This window comes from Ewingella sp. AOP9-I1-14, from assembly GCF_052375995.1.
In the GTDB taxonomy this organism is placed as follows: domain Bacteria; phylum Pseudomonadota; class Gammaproteobacteria; order Enterobacterales; family Enterobacteriaceae; genus Ewingella; species Ewingella allii.
This window is the reverse complement of sequence record NZ_JBQSVA010000005.1, coordinates 234,251-256,697: the sequence shown is the minus strand read 5'-3', so window position 1 is coordinate 256,697 and position 22,447 is coordinate 234,251. Positions and strand designations below refer to the sequence as shown.

The 22,447-nt window shown below is 54.7% G+C and carries 22 protein-coding genes; 11 read left to right on the top strand and 11 right to left on the bottom strand.

Features of this window, described 5'->3' with window-relative positions:
- Window positions 1-154 precede the first annotated feature (154 nt).
- Together ACT3RT_RS15690 and bioH are read right to left on the bottom strand one after the other, a co-directional pair.
- Window positions 155-430: a YdgH/BhsA/McbA-like domain containing protein gene (locus ACT3RT_RS15690; protein WP_034793855.1), complete on the bottom strand. Its 276-nt coding sequence runs from the start codon at window positions 428-430 to the stop codon at window positions 155-157.
- A 230-nt stretch (window positions 431-660) separates the two neighbouring features.
- The gene (bioH, locus tag ACT3RT_RS15685; protein WP_496200444.1) at window positions 661-1,431 is read right to left on the bottom strand and encodes a pimeloyl-ACP methyl ester esterase BioH; all 771 of its coding nucleotides are present in this window, start codon (window positions 1,429-1,431) and stop codon (window positions 661-663) included.
- A 44-nt stretch (window positions 1,432-1,475) separates the two neighbouring features.
- Here bioH and gntX point away from each other — a divergent pair, with 44 nt between their 5' ends.
- Window positions 1,476-2,165 (top strand): DNA utilization protein GntX, encoded by a 690-nt coding sequence (gntX, locus tag ACT3RT_RS15680; protein ID WP_496203294.1) that lies wholly within the window; start codon window positions 1,476-1,478, stop codon window positions 2,163-2,165.
- A gap of 59 nt (window positions 2,166-2,224) precedes the next feature.
- On the top strand, window positions 2,225-2,800 hold the full coding sequence (gene nfuA / locus ACT3RT_RS15675; RefSeq protein WP_353503616.1) for a Fe-S biogenesis protein NfuA: 576 nt from the start codon (window positions 2,225-2,227) through the stop codon (window positions 2,798-2,800).
- 57 nt (window positions 2,801-2,857) lie between these two features.
- Here the strand turns inward: nfuA and malQ are convergent, their stop codons facing one another.
- The 8 genes from malQ to ulaA all read right to left on the bottom strand — a co-directional run bounded on the left by malQ (window position 2,858) and on the right by ulaA (window position 12,032).
- Window positions 2,858-4,936 (bottom strand): 4-alpha-glucanotransferase, encoded by a 2,079-nt coding sequence (gene malQ, locus ACT3RT_RS15670; protein ID WP_496203293.1) that lies wholly within the window; start codon window positions 4,934-4,936, stop codon window positions 2,858-2,860.
- Window positions 4,937-4,944: 8 nt separating this feature from the next.
- Window positions 4,945-7,365 (bottom strand): maltodextrin phosphorylase, encoded by a 2,421-nt coding sequence (malP, locus tag ACT3RT_RS15665; protein WP_496203292.1) that lies wholly within the window; start codon window positions 7,363-7,365, stop codon window positions 4,945-4,947.
- Between the two features lie 182 nt (window positions 7,366-7,547).
- Window positions 7,548-8,237: an L-ribulose-5-phosphate 4-epimerase gene (locus ACT3RT_RS15660; RefSeq protein ID WP_185689053.1), complete on the bottom strand. Its 690-nt coding sequence runs from the start codon at window positions 8,235-8,237 to the stop codon at window positions 7,548-7,550.
- Window positions 8,231-9,094, bottom strand: a complete 864-nt coding sequence (locus tag ACT3RT_RS15655; protein ID WP_496203291.1) for an L-ribulose-5-phosphate 3-epimerase — start codon at window positions 9,092-9,094, stop codon at window positions 8,231-8,233. The genes ACT3RT_RS15660 and ACT3RT_RS15655 overlap by 7 nt, the downstream gene beginning before the upstream one ends.
- 10 nt (window positions 9,095-9,104) lie before the next feature.
- Window positions 9,105-9,761 (bottom strand): 3-keto-L-gulonate-6-phosphate decarboxylase UlaD, encoded by a 657-nt coding sequence (locus tag ACT3RT_RS15650; protein ID WP_034793873.1) that lies wholly within the window; start codon window positions 9,759-9,761, stop codon window positions 9,105-9,107.
- Between the two features lie 18 nt (window positions 9,762-9,779).
- A complete protein-coding gene (ulaC, locus tag ACT3RT_RS15645; protein WP_396131862.1) occupies window positions 9,780-10,262 on the bottom strand; it encodes a PTS ascorbate transporter subunit IIA in 483 nt (160 codons plus the stop codon).
- A 10-nt stretch (window positions 10,263-10,272) separates the two neighbouring features.
- Window positions 10,273-10,581 (bottom strand): PTS ascorbate transporter subunit IIB, encoded by a 309-nt coding sequence (ulaB, locus tag ACT3RT_RS15640; RefSeq protein WP_353503621.1) that lies wholly within the window; start codon window positions 10,579-10,581, stop codon window positions 10,273-10,275.
- A gap of 47 nt (window positions 10,582-10,628) precedes the next feature.
- Window positions 10,629-12,032, bottom strand: a complete 1,404-nt coding sequence (gene ulaA / locus ACT3RT_RS15635) for a PTS ascorbate transporter subunit IIC (protein ID WP_353503622.1) — start codon at window positions 12,030-12,032, stop codon at window positions 10,629-10,631.
- A 418-nt stretch (window positions 12,033-12,450) separates the two neighbouring features.
- Between ulaA and ulaG the strand changes: the two genes are divergently transcribed.
- The 4 genes from ulaG to ACT3RT_RS15615 all read left to right on the top strand — a co-directional run bounded on the left by ulaG (window position 12,451) and on the right by ACT3RT_RS15615 (window position 16,222).
- On the top strand, window positions 12,451-13,515 hold the full coding sequence (ulaG, locus tag ACT3RT_RS15630; protein WP_353503623.1) for an L-ascorbate 6-phosphate lactonase: 1,065 nt from the start codon (window positions 12,451-12,453) through the stop codon (window positions 13,513-13,515).
- Between the two features lie 131 nt (window positions 13,516-13,646).
- Window positions 13,647-14,402, top strand: coding sequence for an HTH-type transcriptional regulator UlaR (gene ulaR, locus ACT3RT_RS15625; RefSeq protein WP_353503624.1), 756 nt, complete (start codon window positions 13,647-13,649; stop codon window positions 14,400-14,402).
- Between the two features lie 84 nt (window positions 14,403-14,486).
- Window positions 14,487-14,807 (top strand): thiosulfate sulfurtransferase GlpE, encoded by a 321-nt coding sequence (gene glpE, locus ACT3RT_RS15620; RefSeq protein ID WP_034793888.1) that lies wholly within the window; start codon window positions 14,487-14,489, stop codon window positions 14,805-14,807.
- A 224-nt stretch (window positions 14,808-15,031) separates the two neighbouring features.
- Window positions 15,032-16,222 carry a trans-sulfuration enzyme family protein gene (locus ACT3RT_RS15615; RefSeq protein WP_396131860.1) on the top strand — a complete coding sequence of 397 codons (1,191 nt, stop codon included), beginning with the start codon at window positions 15,032-15,034 and terminating at the stop codon, window positions 16,220-16,222.
- 6 nt (window positions 16,223-16,228) lie between these two features.
- Here ACT3RT_RS15615 and ACT3RT_RS15610 read toward each other — a convergent pair whose 3' ends face one another.
- The gene (locus ACT3RT_RS15610) at window positions 16,229-17,134 is read right to left on the bottom strand and encodes a LysR family transcriptional regulator (protein ID WP_496203290.1); all 906 of its coding nucleotides are present in this window, start codon (window positions 17,132-17,134) and stop codon (window positions 16,229-16,231) included.
- Window positions 17,135-17,271: 137 nt separating this feature from the next.
- Between ACT3RT_RS15610 and ACT3RT_RS15605 the strand changes: the two genes are divergently transcribed.
- The 5 genes from ACT3RT_RS15605 to glpD all read left to right on the top strand — a co-directional run bounded on the left by ACT3RT_RS15605 (window position 17,272) and on the right by glpD (window position 22,442).
- Complete coding sequence (locus ACT3RT_RS15605) at window positions 17,272-18,141, top strand: pirin family protein (RefSeq protein ID WP_485903065.1); 870 nt, start codon at window positions 17,272-17,274, stop codon at window positions 18,139-18,141.
- Between the two features lie 90 nt (window positions 18,142-18,231).
- The gene (gene ycaC / locus ACT3RT_RS15600) at window positions 18,232-18,858 is read left to right on the top strand and encodes an isochorismate family cysteine hydrolase YcaC (protein WP_485903035.1); all 627 of its coding nucleotides are present in this window, start codon (window positions 18,232-18,234) and stop codon (window positions 18,856-18,858) included.
- Window positions 18,859-19,050: 192 nt separating this feature from the next.
- Entirely contained in the window at window positions 19,051-19,887 is an 837-nt protein-coding gene (gene glpG, locus ACT3RT_RS15595; protein ID WP_485903034.1) for a rhomboid family intramembrane serine protease GlpG, read from the top strand.
- Between the two features lie 9 nt (window positions 19,888-19,896).
- Window positions 19,897-20,655, top strand: coding sequence for a DeoR/GlpR family transcriptional regulator (locus ACT3RT_RS15590; protein WP_034793903.1), 759 nt, complete (start codon window positions 19,897-19,899; stop codon window positions 20,653-20,655).
- Window positions 20,656-20,930: 275 nt separating this feature from the next.
- Window positions 20,931-22,442: a glycerol-3-phosphate dehydrogenase gene (gene glpD / locus ACT3RT_RS15585; protein ID WP_353503629.1), complete on the top strand. Its 1,512-nt coding sequence runs from the start codon at window positions 20,931-20,933 to the stop codon at window positions 22,440-22,442.
- The last annotated feature ends 5 nt before the right edge of the window (window positions 22,443-22,447 follow it).

Genomic DNA, 22,447 nt, shown 5'->3' with positions numbered 1-22,447 from the left:
TATTCAAAGCAGCAAAAACCCCACTGCAATAAAGGGTAGTCAGCTAATGATACACAACCCGCCCGCGAACTTAACCTGAAGAATGCTCCATAAAAAAGGGCGCCCTTAGGCACCCTTCTCGTGAAGACTGTAAAACTTATTTGCCGTTAAAAACTTATTTGTCTTTAAAGACTTCAGCCGTTGCGCTGATTTTCTTCTTCTCTTGACCACCGATGATCACGAAGTATTTGCCGCCTTTCTCATCAGCCTGCTTGGACAGCTCTTCGCGCGCGTCCATTGGTGCAGTGTATTCATTGCTGGTCGTGATGGTACCCAGGCTAACCAAACCTTTCTCTTGTGCCACTTCTTTAGTGATCAACTCTGCCGCCATTGCGCTGGTTGAGAATACGCCTGCCAGAACGACTGCTGCCATAATTTTATAAGATTTCATGAAGTTACCTCTAAGAGTGATTATTTTGATAAAGCTCCCATGACAATACCGACGATGAAACCCGCGCTGGCGTAACCTTCCTGGCCTGACACCAAAATCCCCCAGAAACGCGGCGTGATGTCACCGAGCCATAGGCTGGCCCGACAATCACTGTTCGGTATTATCTGCCTAAGTATTAGTCACGCCCAAAAAATATCCAGTAGAAATGTATAAAATATTTACATGAAATTTCAATGTGTGACAGCGAACTGCTTTATCTGCTCACAAAAGGCTTCTGGGTGAGAAATAAAAGGCGCATGGGCCGATTTTTCAATGATATGCGACTCGCTTTCCGGCCACAGGGCATCCAATAACGGCACAATTTTGCGCGGCACCAGACCGTCGAGCGCGCCATAAATTCGCAGCATCGGCACGCTGAGTTGGCACATAGCCTGACGCAAATCCACCTGCCGCAAAATCTCTAATCCACCATTGAGCACCTCTACCGACGGCATCGGCTGGCCCAGCACAACCGACTTCAACATGCGGGCATCCTGACGGGCGCTGTCGCTGCCCAGCGTTTGCAGGGCCAGAAAACGCTCCACCGTGCGCTGGAAATCCTCACTCAGCTGGTGCTGGAAGCCGTGCAGCACTTCAGACTTAATCCCCGGCCACTCGTCGTGGGCGGCAAAACAGGGGGAAGAGGCCACGGTGATCAGCTTTTCGACGCGCGCTGGCGCACTCAGGGCAATCTGGCTGGCGACCAGCCCGCCCAGCGACCAGCCTAGCCACACGGCTTTTTCTGGCGCGGCGGCCAGCACGGTGTCGGCCATCTCCTCAATACTCATCGGCCCAAAACCTTCACTGCGGCCATAGCCCGGCAGGTCGACCAGGTGCAGCCGAAAATGCGGCGCGAGTCGCTCGGCGGTGTAACGCCAGACTTCCGCACTCAGCCCCCATCCGTGAAGCAGCACAAGATCGAGATCGCCTTCACCAAAGGTCTGCCAGTAGAGCTTATTCATAGGGTAATGTCCGTTGGGTTTCGAAATCCACTGAGGGAAAAGTGATGTTAAGGATAACAATTCAGGCGCAGTGCTGGCTATGCCAACAGCCGCTGCATCTTGCGCGGCACGGCATCTGTAGCGTTTGCGTCAAATACCTCCCCGTGCCGCCGCCCTGCTGCCCGCGCTGCGGCCTATCCAGCAGCCACGCCAAACTCGACTGCGGGCGCTGCCTGCGCAAGCCGCCGCCGTGGGACGCCTTGGTGCAAGTGAGTGACTACATTGCGCCACTCAGCGGCTTAGTGATGCGTCTGAAATTCGCCAAACAGCCCGAGCTGGCCATACCGCTCGCCAGGCTGCTGCTGTTTCGCTGGCTGGCGCGGTTTCGGGCCGGCGAGTTGGTTCGCCCGGATATTTTGCTCAGCGTGCCTTTGCATCGCCGACGCTACTTTGGACGTGGCTATAACCAGAGCGAACTGCTGGCCGCGCCGCTGGCTCGCTGGTTGCAATGCCAATTTCACCCCTATGCTTTGCAGCGAATTCGCGCCACGCCGCCGCAGCAACGGCTTTCCGAATCAGCACGGAAAATGAATCTACGCCGAGCCTTTATTTGCCGCGAAAACTTCCACGGCAAGCATGTTGCGCTGCTTGATGATGTTGTTACAACGGGGAGCACATTATGTGAAATCAGTAAGTTACTGAGAAATCAGGGGATTGCCTCGCTACAGATTTGGTGCGTTTGTCGCACCTTGTAGTCGGCTAAGTAAAGGGCGTATTATAACCAACTGGAGTAGTCAACTATTGAGCCAATGTTATGATTCTTATTACCGATGCTGCCCAAGCGCACTTTGCCAAACTGTTGGCAAGCCAAGAAGAAGGCACCCAGATCCGCGTATTCGTGATCAACCCCGGTACGCCGACCGCGGAGTGCGGTGTGTCCTACTGCCCACCTGACGCGGTGGAAGCAACGGATACTGAATTGAAATTCGAAAAGCTGTCCGCTTACATCGACGAGCTGAGCAAGCCTTATCTGGCTGATGCTGAAATCGACTTTGTTACCGACCAGCTTGGCTCACAGCTCACGCTGAAAGCCCCTAATGCGAAAATGCGTAAAGTTTCTGACGACGCGCCGCTGATGGAACGCGTTGAATATCAACTGCAATCTCGTATCAACCCACAGCTTGCCAGCCACGGCGGCCGCGTCTCTCTGATGGAAATCACCGATGACGGCATCGCTGTTCTGCAATTCGGCGGCGGCTGTAACGGCTGTTCAATGATTGATGTCACCCTGAAAGACGGCATCGAGAAAGAACTGCTGGAAAACTTCCCAGAGCTGAAAGGCGTTCGTGACCTGACCGAACACCAGCGCGGCGAGCACTCGTTCTACTAATAGAACAGCTTGCCAAGGCTAGAAAACAGAAGGGTTCAGCTAAGCTGAACCCTTTTTTTATGCCCTTTTGCGCCTCCGGTCCAAATCCTTTATCAGCCGATTGACCCACTCTTCGCTAAACATCTCCTCGAGGCTGTGAGTCAGTTTGCGCTGCCAGTTGGGGTATTCCGTATTGGTGCCGGGCACGTTGACCGGCGTCGCCATGTCCAGCCAATCTTCAGGTTGCAGGCCCAGTAAGGCGCTGGCGCTGCCCGCCAGATATCGCTGCAAACCGCGATTTAACGCTGGGGTCATCGACATCCGGCTGGCCTGTTTTCCGACGCTTTTCGCTACGCAGCCCTGACGATGCAGCGCATCCAGCAGGTTCTGCTTATTGGTTTCCCGCTCGGCGCGCAGCCGCGCCAGCACGCTGGCATCCGGGTAAATCCCCAGCTTCTCACCGAGCGTGAGATCGCCCCCTTCCCAATAGCCGCGCAGAGTCGGTAAATCATGAGTGGTTACCGTGGCCATCGCCTGCGTGATGTAGTCCCCCGGCGCGCGATAAGCGCCGTTTTTCTCCTGCTCGAAATAGAGCACTTTGTAGGAGTAAACGCCGCTGTCGCGCAGGCTGGCGACAATCTCTTGCGGCACGATACCCAAATCTTCGCCAATCACCATGCACCGGTGGCGCTGGCTTTCTAAGGCCAGCACGCCGAGCAGGTCTTGCAGGGGATAACGCACATAAGCCCCTTTCGCCGCATGTTCGTGGGCGGGGATCCACCACAGCCGCAGCAGCCCCATCACGTGATCGATGCGCAGCGCGCCGCACTGCGACATATTGGCGCGCAGTAAATCGATAAATGGCTGATAGGCGCGATCTTGCATTACGTGGGGATCTATCGGCGGAAGCCCCCAGTTCTGCCCCTGCGGCCCGAGCAGGTCCGGCGGCGCGCCGACCGTCGCCCGCAAACAGTAGAGGTTGGGGTCAGACCAGGTTTCAGCCCCGCCCTCGGCCACGCCAACGGCCAAATCGCGGTATAAACCTATGGGCATTCCCAGCGCAACGCTGGTTTCATAACAGTCAGAAAATTGCTCGTGGGCTAACCACTGCAACCATAAATAGAACTCTACTTCGTCGGCGTAGCGCTCGCGAAAAGCCACCACGTCGGGGCTGTTAATGTCGCGGTAGGTTTCCGGCCACACAGGCCAGCCCCACAGGCCCAAGTCCAAATCCCGCAGATGAATATGCAGGGCGTCGAAAACAGCAAGCTGATACAGACTTTCGCCGCCCAAATGAACAAAACTGCGAAAGTCACGCTTGCGCTGACTGGCCTCCGGCATGTCGACAAAGGTCTTCCACGCCAGTTTTAGCCCGTCAGATTTCAGCTTCATCACTTGCGCATAGTCGACATATTCCCGGCTGCGCGCCTGATGCAGCGCATCGCGGGTTTCCGGTTCTCTCCACCAGCTCTGGGCTTCTTCGCTTTCAATAAATTCAGGCACTTGGCTAACATCAATATAAGTGACGTTCAGCCAGCGCCGCGACGATGGGCTGTAGGGGCTGGCGCTAAGCGGGTTGGCCGGATAGAGCGCATGAATTGGGTTGAGGCCAATAAATGCCCCGCCGCGCTGGGCGACCTGCTCCAGCATCTGCTTGAGGTCGCCGAAATCCCCCACGCCCCAGTTCTTTTCTGACCTGAGGGTGTAAAGCTGAACCGTCGCGCCCCAAAGCTTCTCGCCATTGAGTACGGCCTGCGGCTCGTAACAGCGAGACGGCGCGATAATGATGCGACAGCCCCACTGTTTCTTGCCGTGGCTGAGGGTTAACTGGTGATACCCCGTCGGCAGGTTTTTCGGCAAACGCAGCGGCTGGTTGGCGACATGCTCCCCGGAGGAAACATCGCCATTTTCCAAGGTTAGCTGCCAGTGCAAATCCGACGAATATTGCGGCGCTAGCTCCACCGGCTGGTGCTCATGAAACACCAGCACGGCGGGCAGTGGCGACGCCGAGCCAAGATCCTGCTCGGCGCGCCCCATGGCGGAGAGCAGCGCCTGCTTGGTTTCATCAGAAACTGACTGCACTTCATCCTGCATATTGATAAAACTGTCTACAATACCTGCCTGCTGTGCCGCGTGTTCGAGTTGCTTGCCCTCCATTCCTGCTCCTACCGTTTGGCCTGCCAGATGCGTTGCTGATAATCGTGAATCGAGCGGTCGGCGCTAAACATGCCGACGCGAGCCGTGTTGAGAATAGCGCGGCGGGTCCACTCGTCGGCGTCGCGGTAAAGTGCATCGACGTTTTTCTGCGCCTCGCAATAGGCAGCAAAATCGGCCAGTACCAGATAAGGGTCGCCGCCCTCTTTGAAGCTATTAAGCATCAAATCAAAAGCGTGTTTATCCCCTTTGGTGAAGAAGCCGTTGGCGAGTTCGTCGAGAATGGCTTTGAGATGTTTATCCTTTTTCACCACGCTCTGCGGTTTATAGCCTTTCTTTTGCAGCGCCTTAACGCCATCAACGTCCAGACCAAAGATAAAGATATTCTCATCCCCCACCTGCTCGGCAATCTCAACATTGGCGCCGTCCAGCGTGCCGATCGTCAGCGCACCGTTGAGCGCCAGCTTCATGTTGCCGGTGCCCGACGCCTCTTTACCGGCGGTGGAAATCTGCTCTGAGACATCGGCGGCCGGGATCATCAACTCCGCCACCGACACAGAATAGTCGGGGATAAACACCACTTTCAGGCGATCGCCGACGATCGGATCGTTGTTGATCGCCTCGGCAACTTGATTGATGGCATAGATGATGTTTTTCGCCAAGTAGTAGCCCGGAGCGGCTTTCGCGCCGAACAGGAAAACTCGGGGGACGATATCCAGTTTTGGATTCTCGCGAATTTGCTTATACAGCGACAAGATGTGCAGCAGATTCAGATGCTGGCGTTTGTACTCATGCAGGCGCTTAATCTGCACGTCAAAGATGGCGTTCGGATTGAGTTTGATCCCCAGCCGCTGCCAGACGTACTCGGCAAGGCGCACTTTATTGTCATGCTTTATCTTGCGGTACTCTTTGCAGAATTTTTTGTCTTTTACGCCGCTTTCCAGCTGCTTTAGCAAGCTGAGATCGGTCACCCACGCGTCCGTCTCAAGACGCTTATCGATCAGCGCCGAAAGCGCCGGATTACACTGTTTAATCCAGCGGCGCGGCGTGATGCCGTTGGTGACATTGTGGAATTTTTCCGGCCACAGCTGGTGATACTCGGGGAACAGGTCTTTCACCACTAAATCAGAATGCAGCGCGGCGACGCCGTTGACGGCAAACCCGGCCACCACGCACAGGTTCGCCATGCGCACCTGCTTGTCATGATGAACCGCCAGTTTGGCCCACACCTGTTCGTCGCCCGGCCACTGTTTGTCGACCACTTTCTTAAAGTTGGCGTTGATCTGTTTGATTATCTGGAAGTGTCGCGGCAGCAGGCTGCGCACCAGCTTTTCATCCCAGGTTTCTAACGCTTCTGGCATCAGAGTGTGGTTGGTATAGGCAAAGGTGCGGCTGGTGATGTGCCAGGCATCATCCCAGCTCAGCTGGTGCTCATCGAGCAGCACCCGCAGCATTTCGGGAATGGCAATGGTCGGGTGGGTGTCGTTGAGCTGAATCACCTCATAGTCCGGCAGCTCGGCAATTTTCCGCCCAAGGAAGTGGTGGCGGCGCAGAATATCGGCCACCGAGCAGGCGCACTGGAAATATTGCTGCATCAGGCGCAGGCGTTTGCCGGCCTGATGGTTGTCATTGGGGTACAGCACTTTGGTCAGTTTGGCGGCATCCACGCCCTGTTGTTCGGCTTTAAGAAACTCACCGTCGTTGAATTTTTCCAAATCAAAGGGGTGCGGGTGGGTGGCTTCCCACAGGCGCAGCGGCTGGGTTACGCCGTTGCGATAGCCAATCACCGGCAAGTCCCAGGCTTCGCCACGCAGCGTAAACTCTGGCTCCCATCGACTCACTCCGGCATCATTTTTGACGATTTTCCCGCCGATGCCCACGCTGACGGCCAGCGAGCTGTTGTGGCGAAACCACGGATATTGGTTGCGATGCCAGTCGTCCGGCGACTCTTTCTGCTGCCCTTCGACAAAGCGTTGGCGGAACAAACCATATTGATAGTTCAGCCCATAGCCAATCGCAGGCTGGCCGACCGAAGCCATGGCGTCGAGGTAGCAAGCGGCCAGTCGCCCCAAGCCGCCGTTGCCGAGAGCCGGGTCAATTTCCTCTTCCAGCAAGTCGCTGAGGTTAATATCAAACTGCTTCAGCACGTCAGCGACGGTGTCGAACCAACCTAGGTTAATCAGGTTGTTACCCGTCAAACGCCCCACCAAAAACTCCATGGAAATGTAGTTCACATGGCGCGTTATCTTCTGGCGCTTTTTGCTGGCGGGAACGGTGTCGTTTTGGGGGGGAAGCTGTTCGGCGACGGCGGCGCTAACGGCATGCCACCATTGATGTAAAGTCATGTCCTTGGCGGAAGTGAGCCCGAAGGCTTGCCATTGGCGGGTTAGCGCCGCCAAAAAAACGTCCTGCTTGAGAGTGGGCTTGGTCATAAGGCAGCTCTTTCCTTTTCGTTACACTACGGGAGAAGAAGTCTGTTCTGCATGAAAGCGAAATCTGTGATCTGGGATCAACTATAGGTATAAACCCAATAGGACAAAAAAGCTCATCGCGAGGGCGCGATAAGCTTAGGGATTTGTTGGTAAATATTACGGCTGGAGGCCAAGCAACAGCGCTAATTCTGGCCGTAATAAGCGTCCGGGCCATGTTTGCGAGTAAAATGTTTGTTCAGAAGATAGTCATCCATCGGCGGTAATTGCCGGTTAAGGGTGCCGGTTATCCACGCCATTTTTGCCACTTCTTCCAGCACCACGGCATTGTGTACCGCCATTTCAGGCGTGGTTCCCCAGCAGAAGGGGCCATGCTGCGAAACCAGAATGCCGGGCATATGCAAGGGGTCAGCGTCCCCCAGCGTTTCGGCAATCACGTGGCCCGTTTCCAGCTCATATTCACCCGTCACTTCAGCTCGGCTGAGTGGTCGAGTACAGGGGATCGCCCCCGCGAAGTAGTCAGCATGAGTGGTACCCAGCGCGGGAATAGGTGCATTGGCCTGCGCCCATGAAGTGGCATAGGTTGAGTGCGTGTGAACAATGCCGCCCAGCTCTGGGTAACGGGCATAGAGCGCGAGATGGGTTGCCGTGTCAGAAGAAGGTTTGAAATGCCCTTCGACCACATCACCCAGCATATTCACCACTACCATGTCGTCGGCACTCATCACTTCATACTCTACGCCGCTGGGTTTGATCACCATCAGGCCGGAGGTCCGGTCGATGCCGCTGACATTGCCCCAAGTAAAGGTGACTAAACCCCGCGCAGGCAGCGCCATATTGGCGTCGAAAACCTGTCTTTTCAGTTGCTCTAACATACTGCGGCCTCCACGTTTAACCCGGCTTTCTGCATTTTATCTACCACCCATGCGCGAGCTTCGCGCACCTCTTTAACTGGGTCGATCGCGGTTTCGCTCCACATTTCAATCAAATAGGGGCCGCGATAGCCGGTGTCGAGCAGCGTCTTGAAGCAGCGTTCGAACTCCACCACGCCTTGGCCGAAAGGCACATTTTTAAACACGCCCTGCTGAGTGTCTTTAACGTGTACCGCCACGATATGGCCTGCGCCACTCGCCAGTTCCATTTGCACGTCGTTATCCCACGCCGATAAGTTGCCGATGTCGGGATAGAGCTGGAACCACGGATTGTTCAGATAGTGGGCGTAGCCTAAAGCTTTGCTAATGGAATTCATCAGCGGGTAATCCATGATTTCCATCGCCAGCGTGACCTGCGCGCGGCTTGCCATCTCCACGGCCTCTTTCAGGCCAGCGCGGAAACGCTCGCGGGTGTGGTCATTGGCTTCCTGATAATAGACGTCGTAGCCAGCAAGCTGGATAACTCGAATGCCAAGGTCCTGCGCCAGCACGATGGCTTTACGCATCACCTCCAGCCCCTGCGCGCGGGTGGCATCATCTTCGGACCCAAGTGGGAAACGGCGATGCGCACTGAGGCACATGGAAGGAATGCGAACACCGGTGCGGGCAACGGCATCTACCACCGCTATTCGCTGTTCGCGACTCCAGTCCAGCCGCGCCAATCGGTGATCGCTTTCATCGACCGACATTTCGACGAAATCAAAGCCTAGCTCTTTGGCCATTTTCAGGCGTGCGAACCAGTCTTCCCCCGCAGGCAGGGCCTTTTCATAAATACCGAGTGGAACGGCTTTGTGCATCATTGCGCTGTCCTTAGCCCCAAAGCTGGCTGATTGATTTTTTGAACTGGCGAGCGGCCTCGACCGGGTCTTTCGCATCACGAATACTGCGACCAGCGATAAAGACGTGCACCGGGATATCTTTAAACAGCGGCAGATCTTCCAGCGCCAGACCACCGGTGATGGTGACTTTAAAGCCCATGCTGGACAGGCGTTGAATTGCCGTAATATCGGCATCGCTCCAGGCTACGCCAGCGGCCTGTGCGTCGCGGCTGCGGTGATATACCACTTGCTGAATACCGGCAGCGCGCCACTCCTGAGCCTGTTCCCACGTCCAGTAGCCTGTCAATTCAATCTGCACATCGCCGCCAAACTCTTTAGCGACTTCCAGCGCGCCCTTGGTGGTGTTGATGTCAGCACAGCAGATAACCGTCACCCAATCGGCATTGGCTTCAAAGCACATGCGCGACAAAATTTTCCCTGCGTCAGCAATTTTGGCGTCGGCTAATACGATCTTTTCTGGATACAGTGCTTTTAAATCGCGGACGGCGCGCACCCCTTCCGCCACGCACAAAATGGTACCCACTTCGATAATGTCGACTTCATTAGCTATCAGGCGCGTCGTTTTGTAGGCGTCATCCATCGACTGGTTATCAAGCGCAACCTGCAACATCGGTAATGTTTTAGACATGCTATGTTCCCTTTACGTTTAGTCAGTCAACGCAGCGTCAGAAGCTGCTGAGGTTTTATCTATTAAATCCAGCACTTGCTGAGCTGTGGTACAGGCGCGCAAGCGATCAAAGTTCTCCTCATCTTCAAACAGATTCACCACCTGCATGATGCCCACCTCTTGATGGGCATTGGCATCGACCGCCGCCAGGGTGATGAGGATGTCTACCGGGTCGTTATCTTCATGGTTGAAGACCAAAGGTTTTTTCAAAGTGACCAGCGCAAACCCCGTTTTGAGCACCCCCTCTTCCGGGCGGCCGTGTGGCATCGCCAGACCGGGAGCAATCACGAAATAAGGACCGAAGCGCTCGACGCCATCGAGGATCGCCTGGTAGTAGCGCGGTTCAACCACGCCCGCCGCTACCAGCATATCCACCCCGATTTTCACCGCCTCCTGCCAGGTTTCAGCCTCGGCATTCAGGCGAATAGAGTCATTTTCAGCCAGAGAATCACGTAATTTCATGGCGTTATCCTTACTTCTTCAGATCGCTGGCGAAGTGCGCGTTAATCACTTCCATCACTTTCGGGCCAAAATCTGCCGCAGAAAGCATATTGCGCACGCCAACGACGTATTTATTGCCGCTCACGGTGATTTCATCCGCTACGTGGGTTGAAGCCACGATGATATCTGCCCCGCCGAGTTCAGATTTGTATTCACCTACTGCGCAGCTGTTCATGGTGTGATCAACACCCTCTTGGGTGAGAAACTGGCCAATTTTCATTTTCATGATCATTGAACTGCCTTGCCCGCAACCGCATACCGCTAGAATTCGTACTGTCATGTGAAAATCTCCGGTCAATGTGAAATAGATAAATAAGAGTGAGTGACTTAGTGAGAAGCAGGCTGGCTAAGCGCCTGTTTTTCAGCATCTTCTTCGGCACGCAGGCTGCGACCGGCGAAGTACATATAAAGCAGCGCGATGACGACGATGACGCCCATAAAGGCCATGCCGATACTGAAGAAGCCCTGCATCAGCGGTGGTGCCAGAATCGACCAGTCGGCCATGCCCATCCAGGCACTCAGGCCTGTCAGCTTGATAGCCCAGACGCAGCCGAAGATCTCCAGCATGCCCATCACCAGACAGATTTTGAGCGCCGCGCGCCAGCCGCCAAAGTGATTGGCGAACACGCCAATGGTGGCGTTGGAGAAGAACATCGGAATAAAGCCGGGAATGATCATGATGGAAGAACCGAGTGCGAACAGAATGCCCACGGCGATCAGTTGCCCGATGGTGCCCCACATAAAGCCCCAGACCACGGCGTTCGGCGCGAAGCTGTAAATCGCCGCGCAGTCGATAGCTAAAACCGCACCGGGAATTAAGCGTTGGGAGATGCCGTTAAAGGCTTCGGTTAATTCAGCGACGAACATGCGCACGCCCTGAATAATGATGAAAATAGCGACCGCAAACATCAGGCCCGTTTGCAGGATATAGATAGTCCAGTGGGTTTTACCGGCCATCAGTTGCAAGGTATCAAGCCCAAACGAGCAGAGGATGATGCCGAAGAAAATCGTCATCACGATGGCCGTCGAGACGATATTGTCATGGAAGATATTCAACCAGCCCGGCAGCTTGAGGTTCTCGACGCTGTCTTCTTTTTTACCCAGATACGGGGCGATTTTATAAGCAATCCATGAGGCGAATTGCTGCTGGTGCCCAATCGAGAAGCCGCTGTTTTCAGTCACGGCCTGAGTGGGTTTGTACATCATGTTGGAGGTAATACCCCAGTAGAGCGAGACCAGAAACGCCGTCGCCCAAATGGTGGTCCACATCGGGTAGCCCATTACGAAGAAGAACACGGCGATAAGCCCGGCCTGCTGGAACATGATGTGGCCGGTCAGCATGATGGTGCGAATGCCCGTAATACGGCGGAAAACGACATACAGAATGTTGAGAGCCAAGGCGATCAGTACGGCATACCCCACCCAGCTGTAGGCTTCCCCCATTCTTTCAACCGTTGCCATCATTGAGGCGTAGGTGTCAGAAATGGCGCCATTAATGCCATACACTTCAGAAAGCTTGGCAACCACGGGTTTGAACGTGCTGGTCAAAATCCCCGAGCCGGCCTGTAGCAACATAAAACCGATGATGGTTTTGATGGTGCCCTTGATGACGACACTCACGCTTTTCCTAAGCAGGATGTAGCCCAGCATGGTGACAATACCCAGCAGCAGCGGGGCATTGGTCATGACTTGATTAAAAAATACGGTGAATACGGTGTAGAGGAATTCCATAAGACTCTCCGTTAACCTTCGAGAGACACGCTTTGAGATGATCACGCAAAGCGATAGTCACAAATACTGTAAGGACGGATGCACAGTAACGCTCACAATAAATCATTAAAAGATTGAAGATGATTATTTGTGATACTCCTCGCAAGATATCCGCTTCAAGAATATCCACGATAAAACAAAAATTAGATTTAAAGCTTTAAATTCATAAAGATATAACAATAACCAGCAATTACCTCAGTCAGTTAACTCTTGGCTTTCAAGCTCAAAGGTTGGCTCGACCAACAGATAAACTCTCAAAACCCATCTTGTATCGATGATTTATTGGTGCTAAGTTCGGCGCATAGCAATCATATGTAATCACCAAAAATCATTCAGACTAAAAATATCGACACATTGGTGTCATGAAGAGGGTCAAACCATGAGTAAAGTTCAAAGCATTACCCGCGAGTCGTGGATACTGAATACTTTCCCAGAGTGGGGAACCTGGCTTAATGAAGAGATTGAGCAAGAGCGCGTCGCGCCGGGGACCTTCGCGATGTGGTGGCTCGGCTGTACCGGGATCTGGTTGAAATCAGAGGGTGGGGCGAATATTTGCGTCGATTTATGGTGCGGCGTGGGCAAGCAAAATCACAGCAGCCCGCTGATGAAAACCGGCCATCAGATGCAGCGTATGGCGGGGGTGAAAAAGCTCCAGCCGAACCTGCGCACCACGCCATTTGTGCTTGATCCCTTTGCTATTAGAGAGATCGACGCCGTGCTCTCTACCCACGATCATAACGATCACATTGACGTTAACGTCGCCGCCGCCGTCATGCAGAATTGCTCATCAGACGTGCCGTTTATCGGCCCACAGACCTGCGTGGATCTCTGGATGAGCTGGGGCGTACCGGCTGAACGCTGCATCGTGATGACCCCGGGCAAAGTGGTGAAAATCAAAGATGTGGAAATCCACGCGCTGGACTCCTTCGACCGCACCGTGCTAATCACGCTGCCAGCAGACCAAAAAGCCGAAGGCGTGTTGCCAGATATGATGGACAAACGCGCGGTGAACTACCTGTTCAAAACGCCAGGCGGCAATCTGTACCATAGCGGCGACTCCCACTATTCCAACTATTTCGCCAAACATGGCAATGAGCATCAGGTGGACGTAGCGCTCGGCTCTTATGGCGAAAACCCGCGTGGCGTAACGGATAAAATGACCAGCGTTGATATTTTGCGGATGGCAGAATCTCTTAAAACTCAGGTAGTTATCCCCTTCCACCATGATATTTGGTCAAACTTCCAGGCTGACCCGCAAGAAATCCGCATGCTGTGGAATATGAAAAAAGACCGACTGAAATATGACTTTAAGCCATTTATTTGGCAGGTTGGCGGCAAATTTACTTATCCAAATGATAAAGATAATTTCGAATACCACTACCCGCGTGGCTTCGATGACTGCTTCACTTCTGAAACAGATTTACCTTTCAAATCATTCCTTTAATCATATTGGATACAGGCAGGGGCGACCTCCCTGCCTTTTCCAACAAAGAGGTGTAACAAAACTAAGGGTGTATGAATGATTGAATCACTCGATTATAATCACGCAATAATCATTTCCCTTGCGGAGCAATCATGACTGAACCCCAACGTCACAACGCGATCCTTAACCTCTTACAACGTAAGGGCCAGATCTCTGTCTCCGATGTGATCGACAGCTTCGATATTTCTCCGGCCACCGCGCGCCGTGATATCACCAAACTCAATGAGCTGGGGAAATTGCGCAAAGTTCGCAACGGTGCCGAAGCCGTCAGTTCGCCACGGGAGAACTGGACGCCGCTCAATATCCACCAGACTCATAATCTCGATGAGAAAAAACGCATCGCTCAGGCGGCAGCGCAGCTCTGCGAACCGGGTGAAAGTGTAGTGATCAACTGTGGCTCGACGGCATTTCTGCTGGGCCGCGAAATGTGTGGCAAAGATATTCAGGTGATCACCAACTATCTGCCGCTGGCTAACTACCTGATTGAGCAAGAGCACGAAAGCGTGGTCATCATGGGTGGGCAGTACAACAAGAGTCAGTCCATCACCCTCGCGCCACAAGATGGCGATGCGAGCCTGTATGCCGGGCACTGGATGTTCACCAGCGGCGCGGGCCTGACCACCGACGGCCTGTATAAAACCGACATGCTGACCGCCATGGCCGAACAGAAAATGCTCAATTACGTCGGCAAGCTGGCAGTTCTGGTTGATAGCAGCAAAGTCGGCCAGCGCGCGGGAATGCTATTTAGCCGCACCGAGCAAATCGATGTGCTGATCACCGGCAAGGAGGCGGACGTTGAAATCCTTGAACAATTGCGTCAAAAAGGCGTGAGAGTGATTCTGGTTTAAGTCTTAACCCTGTGGTTTGTCTGGTCTTGGTGAGCAAATAATTAGGTAGAATATGCCGATAACTGATTATTGAGGCTCGCCAGAATGGAACAATTTGAATCGATCAGCGTTGAACAAGCGCACACCCGCCTGAAACAGGGCGACGCGGTCATGGTAGATATCCGTGATCCGCAAAGCTTTGGCGCAGCCCATGCTCCGGGCGCATTCCACCTCAGCAATGAAAGCATGCTGGCATTCATGGAACGCGCCGACACCAAAACCCCGGTGATGGTGATGTGCTATCACGGCATTAGCAGCCGTGGCGCAGCCCAGTACCTGCTGACTCAGGGTTTCGAATCGGTCTACAGCATTGATGGCGGTTTCGAAGCCTGGTCAAACACCTTCCCACAGGATGTTGAAGCCTAATCCCCCGTCCGGCTTCATCTTCGGCTGAGTCTCCGGCCAAATAAGCACTCCAGGAATTTTAGTCGCTGCCAACATGGCGGCGGCTTCTCTACATATAACGAACACGGGTGGCGCAGGGGATATATCGTTTGGTTTGGTCCTGAGTGCCAAATGTTCTTAAGCGAAAACAGCTACTGCTTATAAGTATTGATATAATTTATCCCTGATTTTTACAGGATATGAAGATGAAACATCTGGAAAACACCCGCCAATTGGGTATGCGTACGCTTGCCGTGCACGCGGGTCAACAGCCTGACCCTTTAACTGGCGCGATCACCACTCCAATCACCGCGACCTCATCTTTCTCTTACGATGACTTTGACAGCGGCGCGCGTCGCTTCAGCGGCGAAGAGCCGGGCTACTCCTATAGCCGTTTCGCAAACCCAACCGTGGCGGTTGTTGAGCAGAAAATGGCGGCGCTGGAAGGCGGCGAAAGTGCCGTGGCCTGTGCCAGCGGCATGGCGGCCATCAGCGCCGTGCTTTTTGCCCTGCTGTCGCCGGGCGATGAGATCATCCACGTGGGTACGCTGTATGGCGGCACCGAGGGTGTGATCCGCAACCTGCTGCCGCGCTACGGCATCAAACCGATTTACGTGGCGGACACCAAAGATCTGCAAGCCGCCCTGACACCGCAGACCAAAATGGTGTTTGTGGAAACCCCAGCCAACCCCGTTTTAGGTATTGCCGATATTGCAGAAATTGCCCGTATCGCCAAGCAGGCTGGCGCTGTCAGCGTGGTGGATAACACCTTTGCCACCCCTTACCTGACCCGTCCGTTAGATATGGGGATCGACATCTCCCTGCACTCCGCCACCAAATATATCAGCGGTCACGGCGACGCCACCGGCGGTATCGTGGTGGGTAGCAAAGCGCTGATCGACCCAATTCGCGTGCTGTGTCTGAAGCAGTTCGGCGGCTGTTTAAGCCCGTTCGAAGCCGCTTTATTGACCCGTGGTTTGAAAACGCTGCCACTGCGCGTTGAAGCCAGCTCCGTCGGCGCGGCGCATATTGCCGAAGTACTGCATGCGCATCCGGCGGTGTCGCAGGTGTTCTATCCGGGGCTGAAAAGCCATCCGGGCCATGAGATTGCAGCGCGTCAGATGAAACTGTTCGGCGGCATCATGGCAATTGAACTGCGCGGCGGCCGTGAAGCAGCGCGCACCTTCCTCGACAAGCTGACGCTGATCACTCAGGCCGTTTCCGTCGGCGATACCGACTCCTTAGCATGTCATCCGGCGACCACCACCCACAGCGCGGTTTCGCCAGAAGTCCGCCGTCTGAGCGGCATCACTGACGGCTTGGTGCGCATCAGTATTGGCATCGAAGATGTCGAAGATCTGGTGGCAGACCTTGAGCAGGCGCTCGAAGGTCTGTAACAGGCTTTAGTCTTCTTTCAGATTCGAAAAACGCTCGGCCAGCAGGTCGAGCAGTGCCCTGACGGAAGGCAAAAGTCCTCGTCGTGACGCGAAAACCGCATGAATAATTTCGCGTCGCGGCTGCCAACCCTGCAGCACCTGTATCAGCTCCCCTCGGGCAATCTGCTCCGTCAGCATCATGGTCGGCAACTGCACAATCCCTACGCCAGCCACCGCCGCAGCCCGCAATGCAGGCATACTGCGCGTCACTAAACGCGGCTGATGGCGAATCGCCGCCTGCTCGCCGTCCGGCCCATTCAACGTCCAAACGTGGTCGTTTTGCGGCACGCCCAAATCCAAGCTTGGCCAACCGATAAGATCAGCGGGAGTCAAGGGTAATCCCTGTTTTTCCAATAGCTTGGGGCTGGCCACTAAGCACTGCGCACGGTCCGCCAATACGCGCATCACCAGCTCACTGTCTTCCAGCGGCGGCGGCCGAACGCGGATCGCTACGTCAATGCCTTCACCCACCACGTCAACTCGCCGATTGGTAGCTTCCAAATGCACATCCACCAGCGGATATTCGACCATAAATTCCGCCAGCATCTCCGCCACTCGCGCGTCTAGAAGCGCCACGGGGCAGGTCACTCGCACCACGCCACGCGGCTCGGCGTAGCGCAGAGCAATAGCTTCGTCCGCGGCCTCGGCCTCAATCAGCATTGCGCGGCAGTGCTGGTAATAAACCTGCCCCACCTCGGTCACGGTAAAGCGCCGGGTGGAACGCTGAATAAGCCGCGTCCCCAGCCTCTCCTCTAGCAGCGCAATGCGGCGGCTGAGCTTGGATTTCGGCATACCCAAGGCGCGCCCGGCTGGCGAGAAGCCGCGATGATTCACCACTTCGACAAAGTAATAGAGATCGTTCAAGTCGCGCATCGCGCTCTCCATATCGTTCTACTGATAGAACACTGATGGCAATTTTAGCATCTACCGGGCATATCGTTGCACATCTATCATTATTCCATCAGCCAGAGCGATGTTGTTTTGGCCCCCTTTTTTGACTGGAGATGATGATGAAGAAAATCCTCGGCATTTATAGCGCACCGCGTCAGCACTGGGTTGGCGATGGCTTCCCGGTCCGTTCGATGTTCAGTTATGGCAGCCACGGCAAGCATGTCAGTCCGTTCCTGCTGCTCGACTACGCGGGTCCGGCGCAGTTCACCCCAAACGATGGCCAGCCGCGCGGCGTCGGGCAGCACCCGCACCGTGGCTTTGAGACGGTCACCATCGTCTATCAAGGTGAAGTGCAACATCGCGACTCCACCGGCGCGGGCGGCGTTATCGGCCCTGGCGACGTACAGTGGATGACCGCCGGTTCGGGCATTTTGCACGAAGAGTTCCACTCCGAAGCCTTCTCACGTAAAGGCGGCGGGCTGGAAATGGTGCAGCTGTGGGTCAATTTGCCAGCAAAAGACAAAATGACCACGCCCGGCTACCAGACGCTGACCGACAAGCATATTCCGGCGGTCAATTTGCCGGATAACGCGGGTTACCTGCGGGTGATCGCTGGTGAGTTCGACGGCCAACGCGGCCCGGCGCATACCTTCTCGCCGCTGGACGTGTGGGACGTGCGGATGACGCAAAACGGTAAGGCGCGTTTCGACGTTGCAGCAGGCAGAACCCTGATGCTGGTGATGCTGCACGGCACCTTGCTTATCAACGGCAATGACGTGGCACGTGAAGCGCAACTGGTGCAGTTCGACCCGCAGGGCAGCAGCATTGAGCTGGAAGCCAATACCGACGCGGTGTTCTTGCTGCTCAGCGGCGAGCCAATTGATGAGCCAATCGTGGGGCACGGGCCTTTCGTGATGAACACGCAGGAGGAGATCAGAGAAGCCATCGACGATTTCAACAGTGGCCGATTTGGTCAGATGCATTCCTAACCTGATGAGTGGCGCTGGCAGCTTAACGCTGGCGCCCCTTCGCGGGTTGGCTTAACGCCTTCGGGCATTTTAACCTTAAAGGAGTTCCCCATGACTGTAGCTTACAAGCGTTTGAACAAAGATGATGTCGCCGTGCTGTTGGTCGATCACCAAACCGGCCTGCTCTCTCTGGTGCGCGATATCGACCCGGATAAATTCAAAAATAACGTGCTGGCCTTGGCCGATATCGCCAGCTACTTCAAGCTGCCGACCATCTTAACCACCAGTTTTGAAGAGGGTCCAAACGGCCCGCTGGTGCCTGAGCTGAAAAGCCAGTTCCCAGATGCGCCCTATATCGCACGCCCTGGGCAGATTAATGCGTGGGACAACGAAGACTTCGTCAAAGCCATCAAAGCCACTGGCAAGAAACAGCTGCTGATCGCCGGCGTGGTCACCGAAGTGTGCGTAGCCTTCCCAGCGCTGTCCGCCATTGAAGAAGGGTTCGAGGTCTTCGTGGTCACCGATGCTTCCGGCACCTTCAATGAAATGACTCGCCATTCGGCATGGGATCGCATGTCCAATGCGGGCGCACAGCTGATGACCTGGTTCGGCGTGGCCTGTGAGCTACACCGCGACTGGCGTAACGATGTGGAAGGGCTGGGCGCGCTGTTCTCCAACCACATTCCTGATTATCGCAACCTGATGACCAGCTACAGCAAACTGACTCAAAAGAGCTGATTTTGCGACTTATCAACTTTCCCGCAGGGATGCGGGAATTTTCTTCACTCTGTTATCCCTCCTGCATAATTTGATTTTTCGACAACAACCTTGTCCGCTGACGTTATAATCGACTCTCTAAACGCTGGCAGAAAAGGTTTACCCTACAAATGTCTCTTAAAAATCAAACTACTACAGGACCAGCTGAATAATATGGTGCGCATTCTCAGCCTGAACAACCCCCGTCTGGCGCTGGCCTTTGTCGATTACATGGCAACTCAAGGGATAAAACTGCAGGTCAAAAATGAAAGTCAGGAAGTGCAAATCTGGCTGGAAGATGAAGCCCGGCTACCGGAAGTCGAGCAGCAATTAGCCCTCTTTCTAGAAGACCCGCTGCATCCGCGCTATCAGGCGGCCAGCTGGCAGACCGGCAACACCGGCGCTAACCTCAGCTATCAGCATTACTCCTACTGGCAGCGCATTCGCAGTCAGGCAGGCCCGCTGACCATGGTGATGATGTTCTTGTGCATCGCGGTCTATATTCTGCAACAGATTTATGGCGACGAAAATGTCATGCGCACGCTGGCATGGCCGATGGACAGCAGCCAATATCTCGAGATTTGGCGCTGGTTCAGCCCGGCGCTGCTGCACTTCTCCCTGCTGCATATTCTGTTTAACCTGCTGTGGTGGTGGTACCTCGGCGGCCCGGTTGAAAAGCGTTTGGGCACTGGCAAACTGTTCACTATTACCCTGGTTTCGGCACTGGTCAGCGGCTGGGGACAGTCACTTTTCAGCGGGATCTGGTTTGGCGGCTTATCCGGCGTAGTATATGCCCTGATGGGGTATGTCTGGCTGACCGGCGAGTTAAAACCGGAACGCGGTATTTCTCTGCCACGCGGACTAATGGTATTTTCCATTGCCTGGTTGGTGTTGGGCTATTTCAACGTGATGGGGCTGGCTATCGCCAATGCCGCGCACGTTTTCGGTCTGGTGCTTGGCCTGCTCATGGCCTTTGTTGACACCCGTACGTCACATAAAAAACAGAATTAGGGGATTTCGGTGAAACAGACACAACGCCATGATGCCATTATTGAACTGGTGCGCCAGCAGGGTTATGTGAGTACGGAAGAGCTGGTTGAGCACTTTGCCGTCAGCCCGCAAACCATTCGTCGCGACCTGAATGACCTCGCCGAGCAGAACAAAATTCATCGCCACCACGGCGGTGCTGCCCTACCTTCCAGCTCGGTGAATGCCGCCTATCACGACCGTAAAATCATGTGGTCGGAAGAGAAAGCGCGCATCGCCCAGCGCGTCGCGGCGCAAATCCCCGACGGCGCGACGCTATTTATTGATATCGGCACCACGCCGGAAGCCGTGGCCCACGCGCTGTTGAATCACAAAAACCTGCGCGTAGTGACCAACAACCTCAACGTTGCCACCCTGCTCACCGCCAAAGAGGATTTTCGTTTGATCCTCGCCGGTGGCGAAGTGCGCACCCGCGATGGCGGCATTATGGGCGAAGCGACGCTGGACTTTATCTCCCAGTTTCGTCTCGACTACGGCATTTTGGGCATCAGCGGCATCGACATGGATGGCTCACTGCTGGAGTTCGACTATCACGAAGTGCGCACCAAGCGCGCCATCATTGAGAATTCGCGCTGCGTAATGCTAGTGACCGACCACTCGAAATTTGGCCGTAACGCCATGGTAAACCTCGGCAACATGAGTCTGATTGACTATATGTTTACCGATCAGAAGCCGCCAGAAAGCGTGATGAAGCTGATTGAGAAGTACGACGTCCAGCTCGAACTCTGCTAAATCCGCCCTATCCGGACGTGCGCCCTGCGCGTCCGGCTCCCCGTTCCCCCTTCTTTATCGTCTTAAACGAGCAATTACGAAAAGCACCGCGCGAATTCCTGCCATCTTTGTCTATTCTTTAATCTGATTGCGCTAAATCGCCAAAATTATGTTACCTGCATCACGCCTAAATGTTTTTATTTGGTTAACGCTTGGCTTGTTTGCTGTTTCTCGATTACAATCATGAGCGAAAACGAACATAAAAGAGCTATTACGAACATCTGGAGGAAGATGACGTGGAAACCAAAGACTTGATCGTAATCGGTGGCGGTATCAATGGTACTGGCATCGCTACGGATGCGGCTGGCCGCGGGCTGTCCGTTCTGCTGCTGGAAGCGCAAGACTTGGCCTGCGCAACCTCTTCAGCTAGCTCAAAACTGATTCACGGTGGCCTGCGCTACCTCGAACATTATGAATTCCGCCTGGTCAGTGAAGCACTGGCCGAGCGCGAAGTGCTGCTGCGCCTTGCGCCACACATTGCCTTCCCAATGCGTTTCCGCCTGCCACACCAGCCTCACCTGCGCCCGGCCTGGATGATCCGCATCGGCCTGTTTATGTACGACCATTTGGGCAAACGCACCAGCCTGCCGTCCAGTAAAGGGCTGAAGTTTGGCGCAGATTCCGTGCTCAAGCCGGAGCTAACCAAAGGTTTCGAATACTCTGACTGTTGGGTTGATGATGCGCGTTTAGTCGTACTTAACGCTCAGGAAGTGGAAGAGCGCGGCGGCGAAGTTCGTACTCGCACCCGAGTCACTCGCGCATGGCGCGAAGACGGCATGTGGATGGTGGAAGCCGAAGAAGTCGATACCGGCAAAACCTTCACCTGGCGCGCCAAAGGTCTGGTCAACGCCACTGGCCCTTGGGTGAAACACTTCTTCGACGACGGCCTGAAACTGAAATCGCCATACGGCATCCGCCTGATCAAAGGCAGCCATATCGTGGTGCCACGTGCGCACAATCAGCCGCAGGCCTATATTCTGCAAAACGAAGACCACCGTATTGTGTTCGTTATTCCATGGCTGGACGAGTTCTCGATCATCGGCACCACCGACGTGGAGTACCACGGCGATCCGAAAGACGTGCAGATCGACGAGAAAGAGACCAGCTATCTGCTGAAAGTGTATAACGACCACTTTAAGAAACAGCTGACCACCGAAGATATCGTCTGGAGCTACTCCGGCGTTCGCCCGCTGTGCGACGACGAATCAGATTCTCCACAGGCCGTGACTCGTGATTACACGTTGGACGTTCATGACCAAAACGGCAAAGCGCCGCTGCTGTCGGTGTTCGGCGGCAAACTCACCACTTACCGTAAGCTGGCTGAGCACGCGATGGAGAAACTGGGTAAATACTATCCGAAAGCAGGCCCGGCGTGGACCAAAAACGCCGTGCTGCCGGGTGGTAAACTCGGCGGTGACCGTGAAACTTACGCCGCCAATTTGCGTAACCGTTTCAAATGGTTGCCTGAATCACTGGCCCGCCGCTATACCCACACTTACGGCAGTCAGACCGAGTTGTTTATCGCCGACGCTACCAGCCTTGAGTCACTGGGCGAAGATTTCGGTCACGGTCTGTACGAAGCCGAGTTGCGCTATCTGGTTGAGAAAGAGTGGGTTTGCGAACTCGACGACGCCATCTGGCGCCGTACCAAACTCGGCATGTGGCTGGACAAAGCCCAACAGGCGCGCGTCGCCGAGTGGCTGGCAGCCAATAAGCAGCAGAAGAAAGACATCTCGCTTGCCTCCTAATCACT

What these genes read in the sequence shown, in the direction of transcription:
- ulaR (WP_353503624.1), top strand. Translation starts at nt 13,647, where the DNA reads ATGACTGAACCCCAACGTCACAACGCGATCCTTAACCTCTTACAACGT.
- ulaC (WP_396131862.1), bottom strand. Translation starts at nt 10,262, where the DNA reads ATGAAATTACGTGATTCTCTGGCTGAAAATGACTCTATTCGCCTGAAT.
- nfuA (WP_353503616.1), top strand. Translation starts at nt 2,225, where the DNA reads ATGATTCTTATTACCGATGCTGCCCAAGCGCACTTTGCCAAACTGTTG.
- ulaB (WP_353503621.1), bottom strand. Translation starts at nt 10,581, where the DNA reads ATGACAGTACGAATTCTAGCGGTATGCGGTTGCGGGCAAGGCAGTTCA.
- gntX (WP_496203294.1), top strand. Translation starts at nt 1,476, where the DNA reads ATGTTAAGGATAACAATTCAGGCGCAGTGCTGGCTATGCCAACAGCCG.
- malP (WP_496203292.1), bottom strand. Translation starts at nt 7,365, where the DNA reads ATGACCAAGCCCACTCTCAAGCAGGACGTTTTTTTGGCGGCGCTAACC.
- ycaC (WP_485903035.1), top strand. Translation starts at nt 18,232, where the DNA reads ATGACTGTAGCTTACAAGCGTTTGAACAAAGATGATGTCGCCGTGCTG.
- bioH (WP_496200444.1), bottom strand. Translation starts at nt 1,431, where the DNA reads ATGAATAAGCTCTACTGGCAGACCTTTGGTGAAGGCGATCTCGATCTT.
- malQ (WP_496203293.1), bottom strand. Translation starts at nt 4,936, where the DNA reads ATGGAGGGCAAGCAACTCGAACACGCGGCACAGCAGGCAGGTATTGTA.
- ACT3RT_RS15610 (WP_496203290.1), bottom strand. Translation starts at nt 17,134, where the DNA reads ATGCGCGACTTGAACGATCTCTATTACTTTGTCGAAGTGGTGAATCAT.
- ACT3RT_RS15655 (WP_496203291.1), bottom strand. Translation starts at nt 9,094, where the DNA reads ATGATGCACAAAGCCGTTCCACTCGGTATTTATGAAAAGGCCCTGCCT.
- ulaG (WP_353503623.1), top strand. Translation starts at nt 12,451, where the DNA reads ATGAGTAAAGTTCAAAGCATTACCCGCGAGTCGTGGATACTGAATACT.
- ACT3RT_RS15690 (WP_034793855.1), bottom strand. Translation starts at nt 430, where the DNA reads ATGAAATCTTATAAAATTATGGCAGCAGTCGTTCTGGCAGGCGTATTC.
- ACT3RT_RS15615 (WP_396131860.1), top strand. Translation starts at nt 15,032, where the DNA reads ATGAAACATCTGGAAAACACCCGCCAATTGGGTATGCGTACGCTTGCC.
- ACT3RT_RS15650 (WP_034793873.1), bottom strand. Translation starts at nt 9,761, where the DNA reads ATGTCTAAAACATTACCGATGTTGCAGGTTGCGCTTGATAACCAGTCG.
- ACT3RT_RS15605 (WP_485903065.1), top strand. Translation starts at nt 17,272, where the DNA reads ATGAAGAAAATCCTCGGCATTTATAGCGCACCGCGTCAGCACTGGGTT.
- glpG (WP_485903034.1), top strand. Translation starts at nt 19,051, where the DNA reads ATGGTGCGCATTCTCAGCCTGAACAACCCCCGTCTGGCGCTGGCCTTT.
- glpE (WP_034793888.1), top strand. Translation starts at nt 14,487, where the DNA reads ATGGAACAATTTGAATCGATCAGCGTTGAACAAGCGCACACCCGCCTG.
- ulaA (WP_353503622.1), bottom strand. Translation starts at nt 12,032, where the DNA reads ATGGAATTCCTCTACACCGTATTCACCGTATTTTTTAATCAAGTCATG.
- ACT3RT_RS15660 (WP_185689053.1), bottom strand. Translation starts at nt 8,237, where the DNA reads ATGTTAGAGCAACTGAAAAGACAGGTTTTCGACGCCAATATGGCGCTG.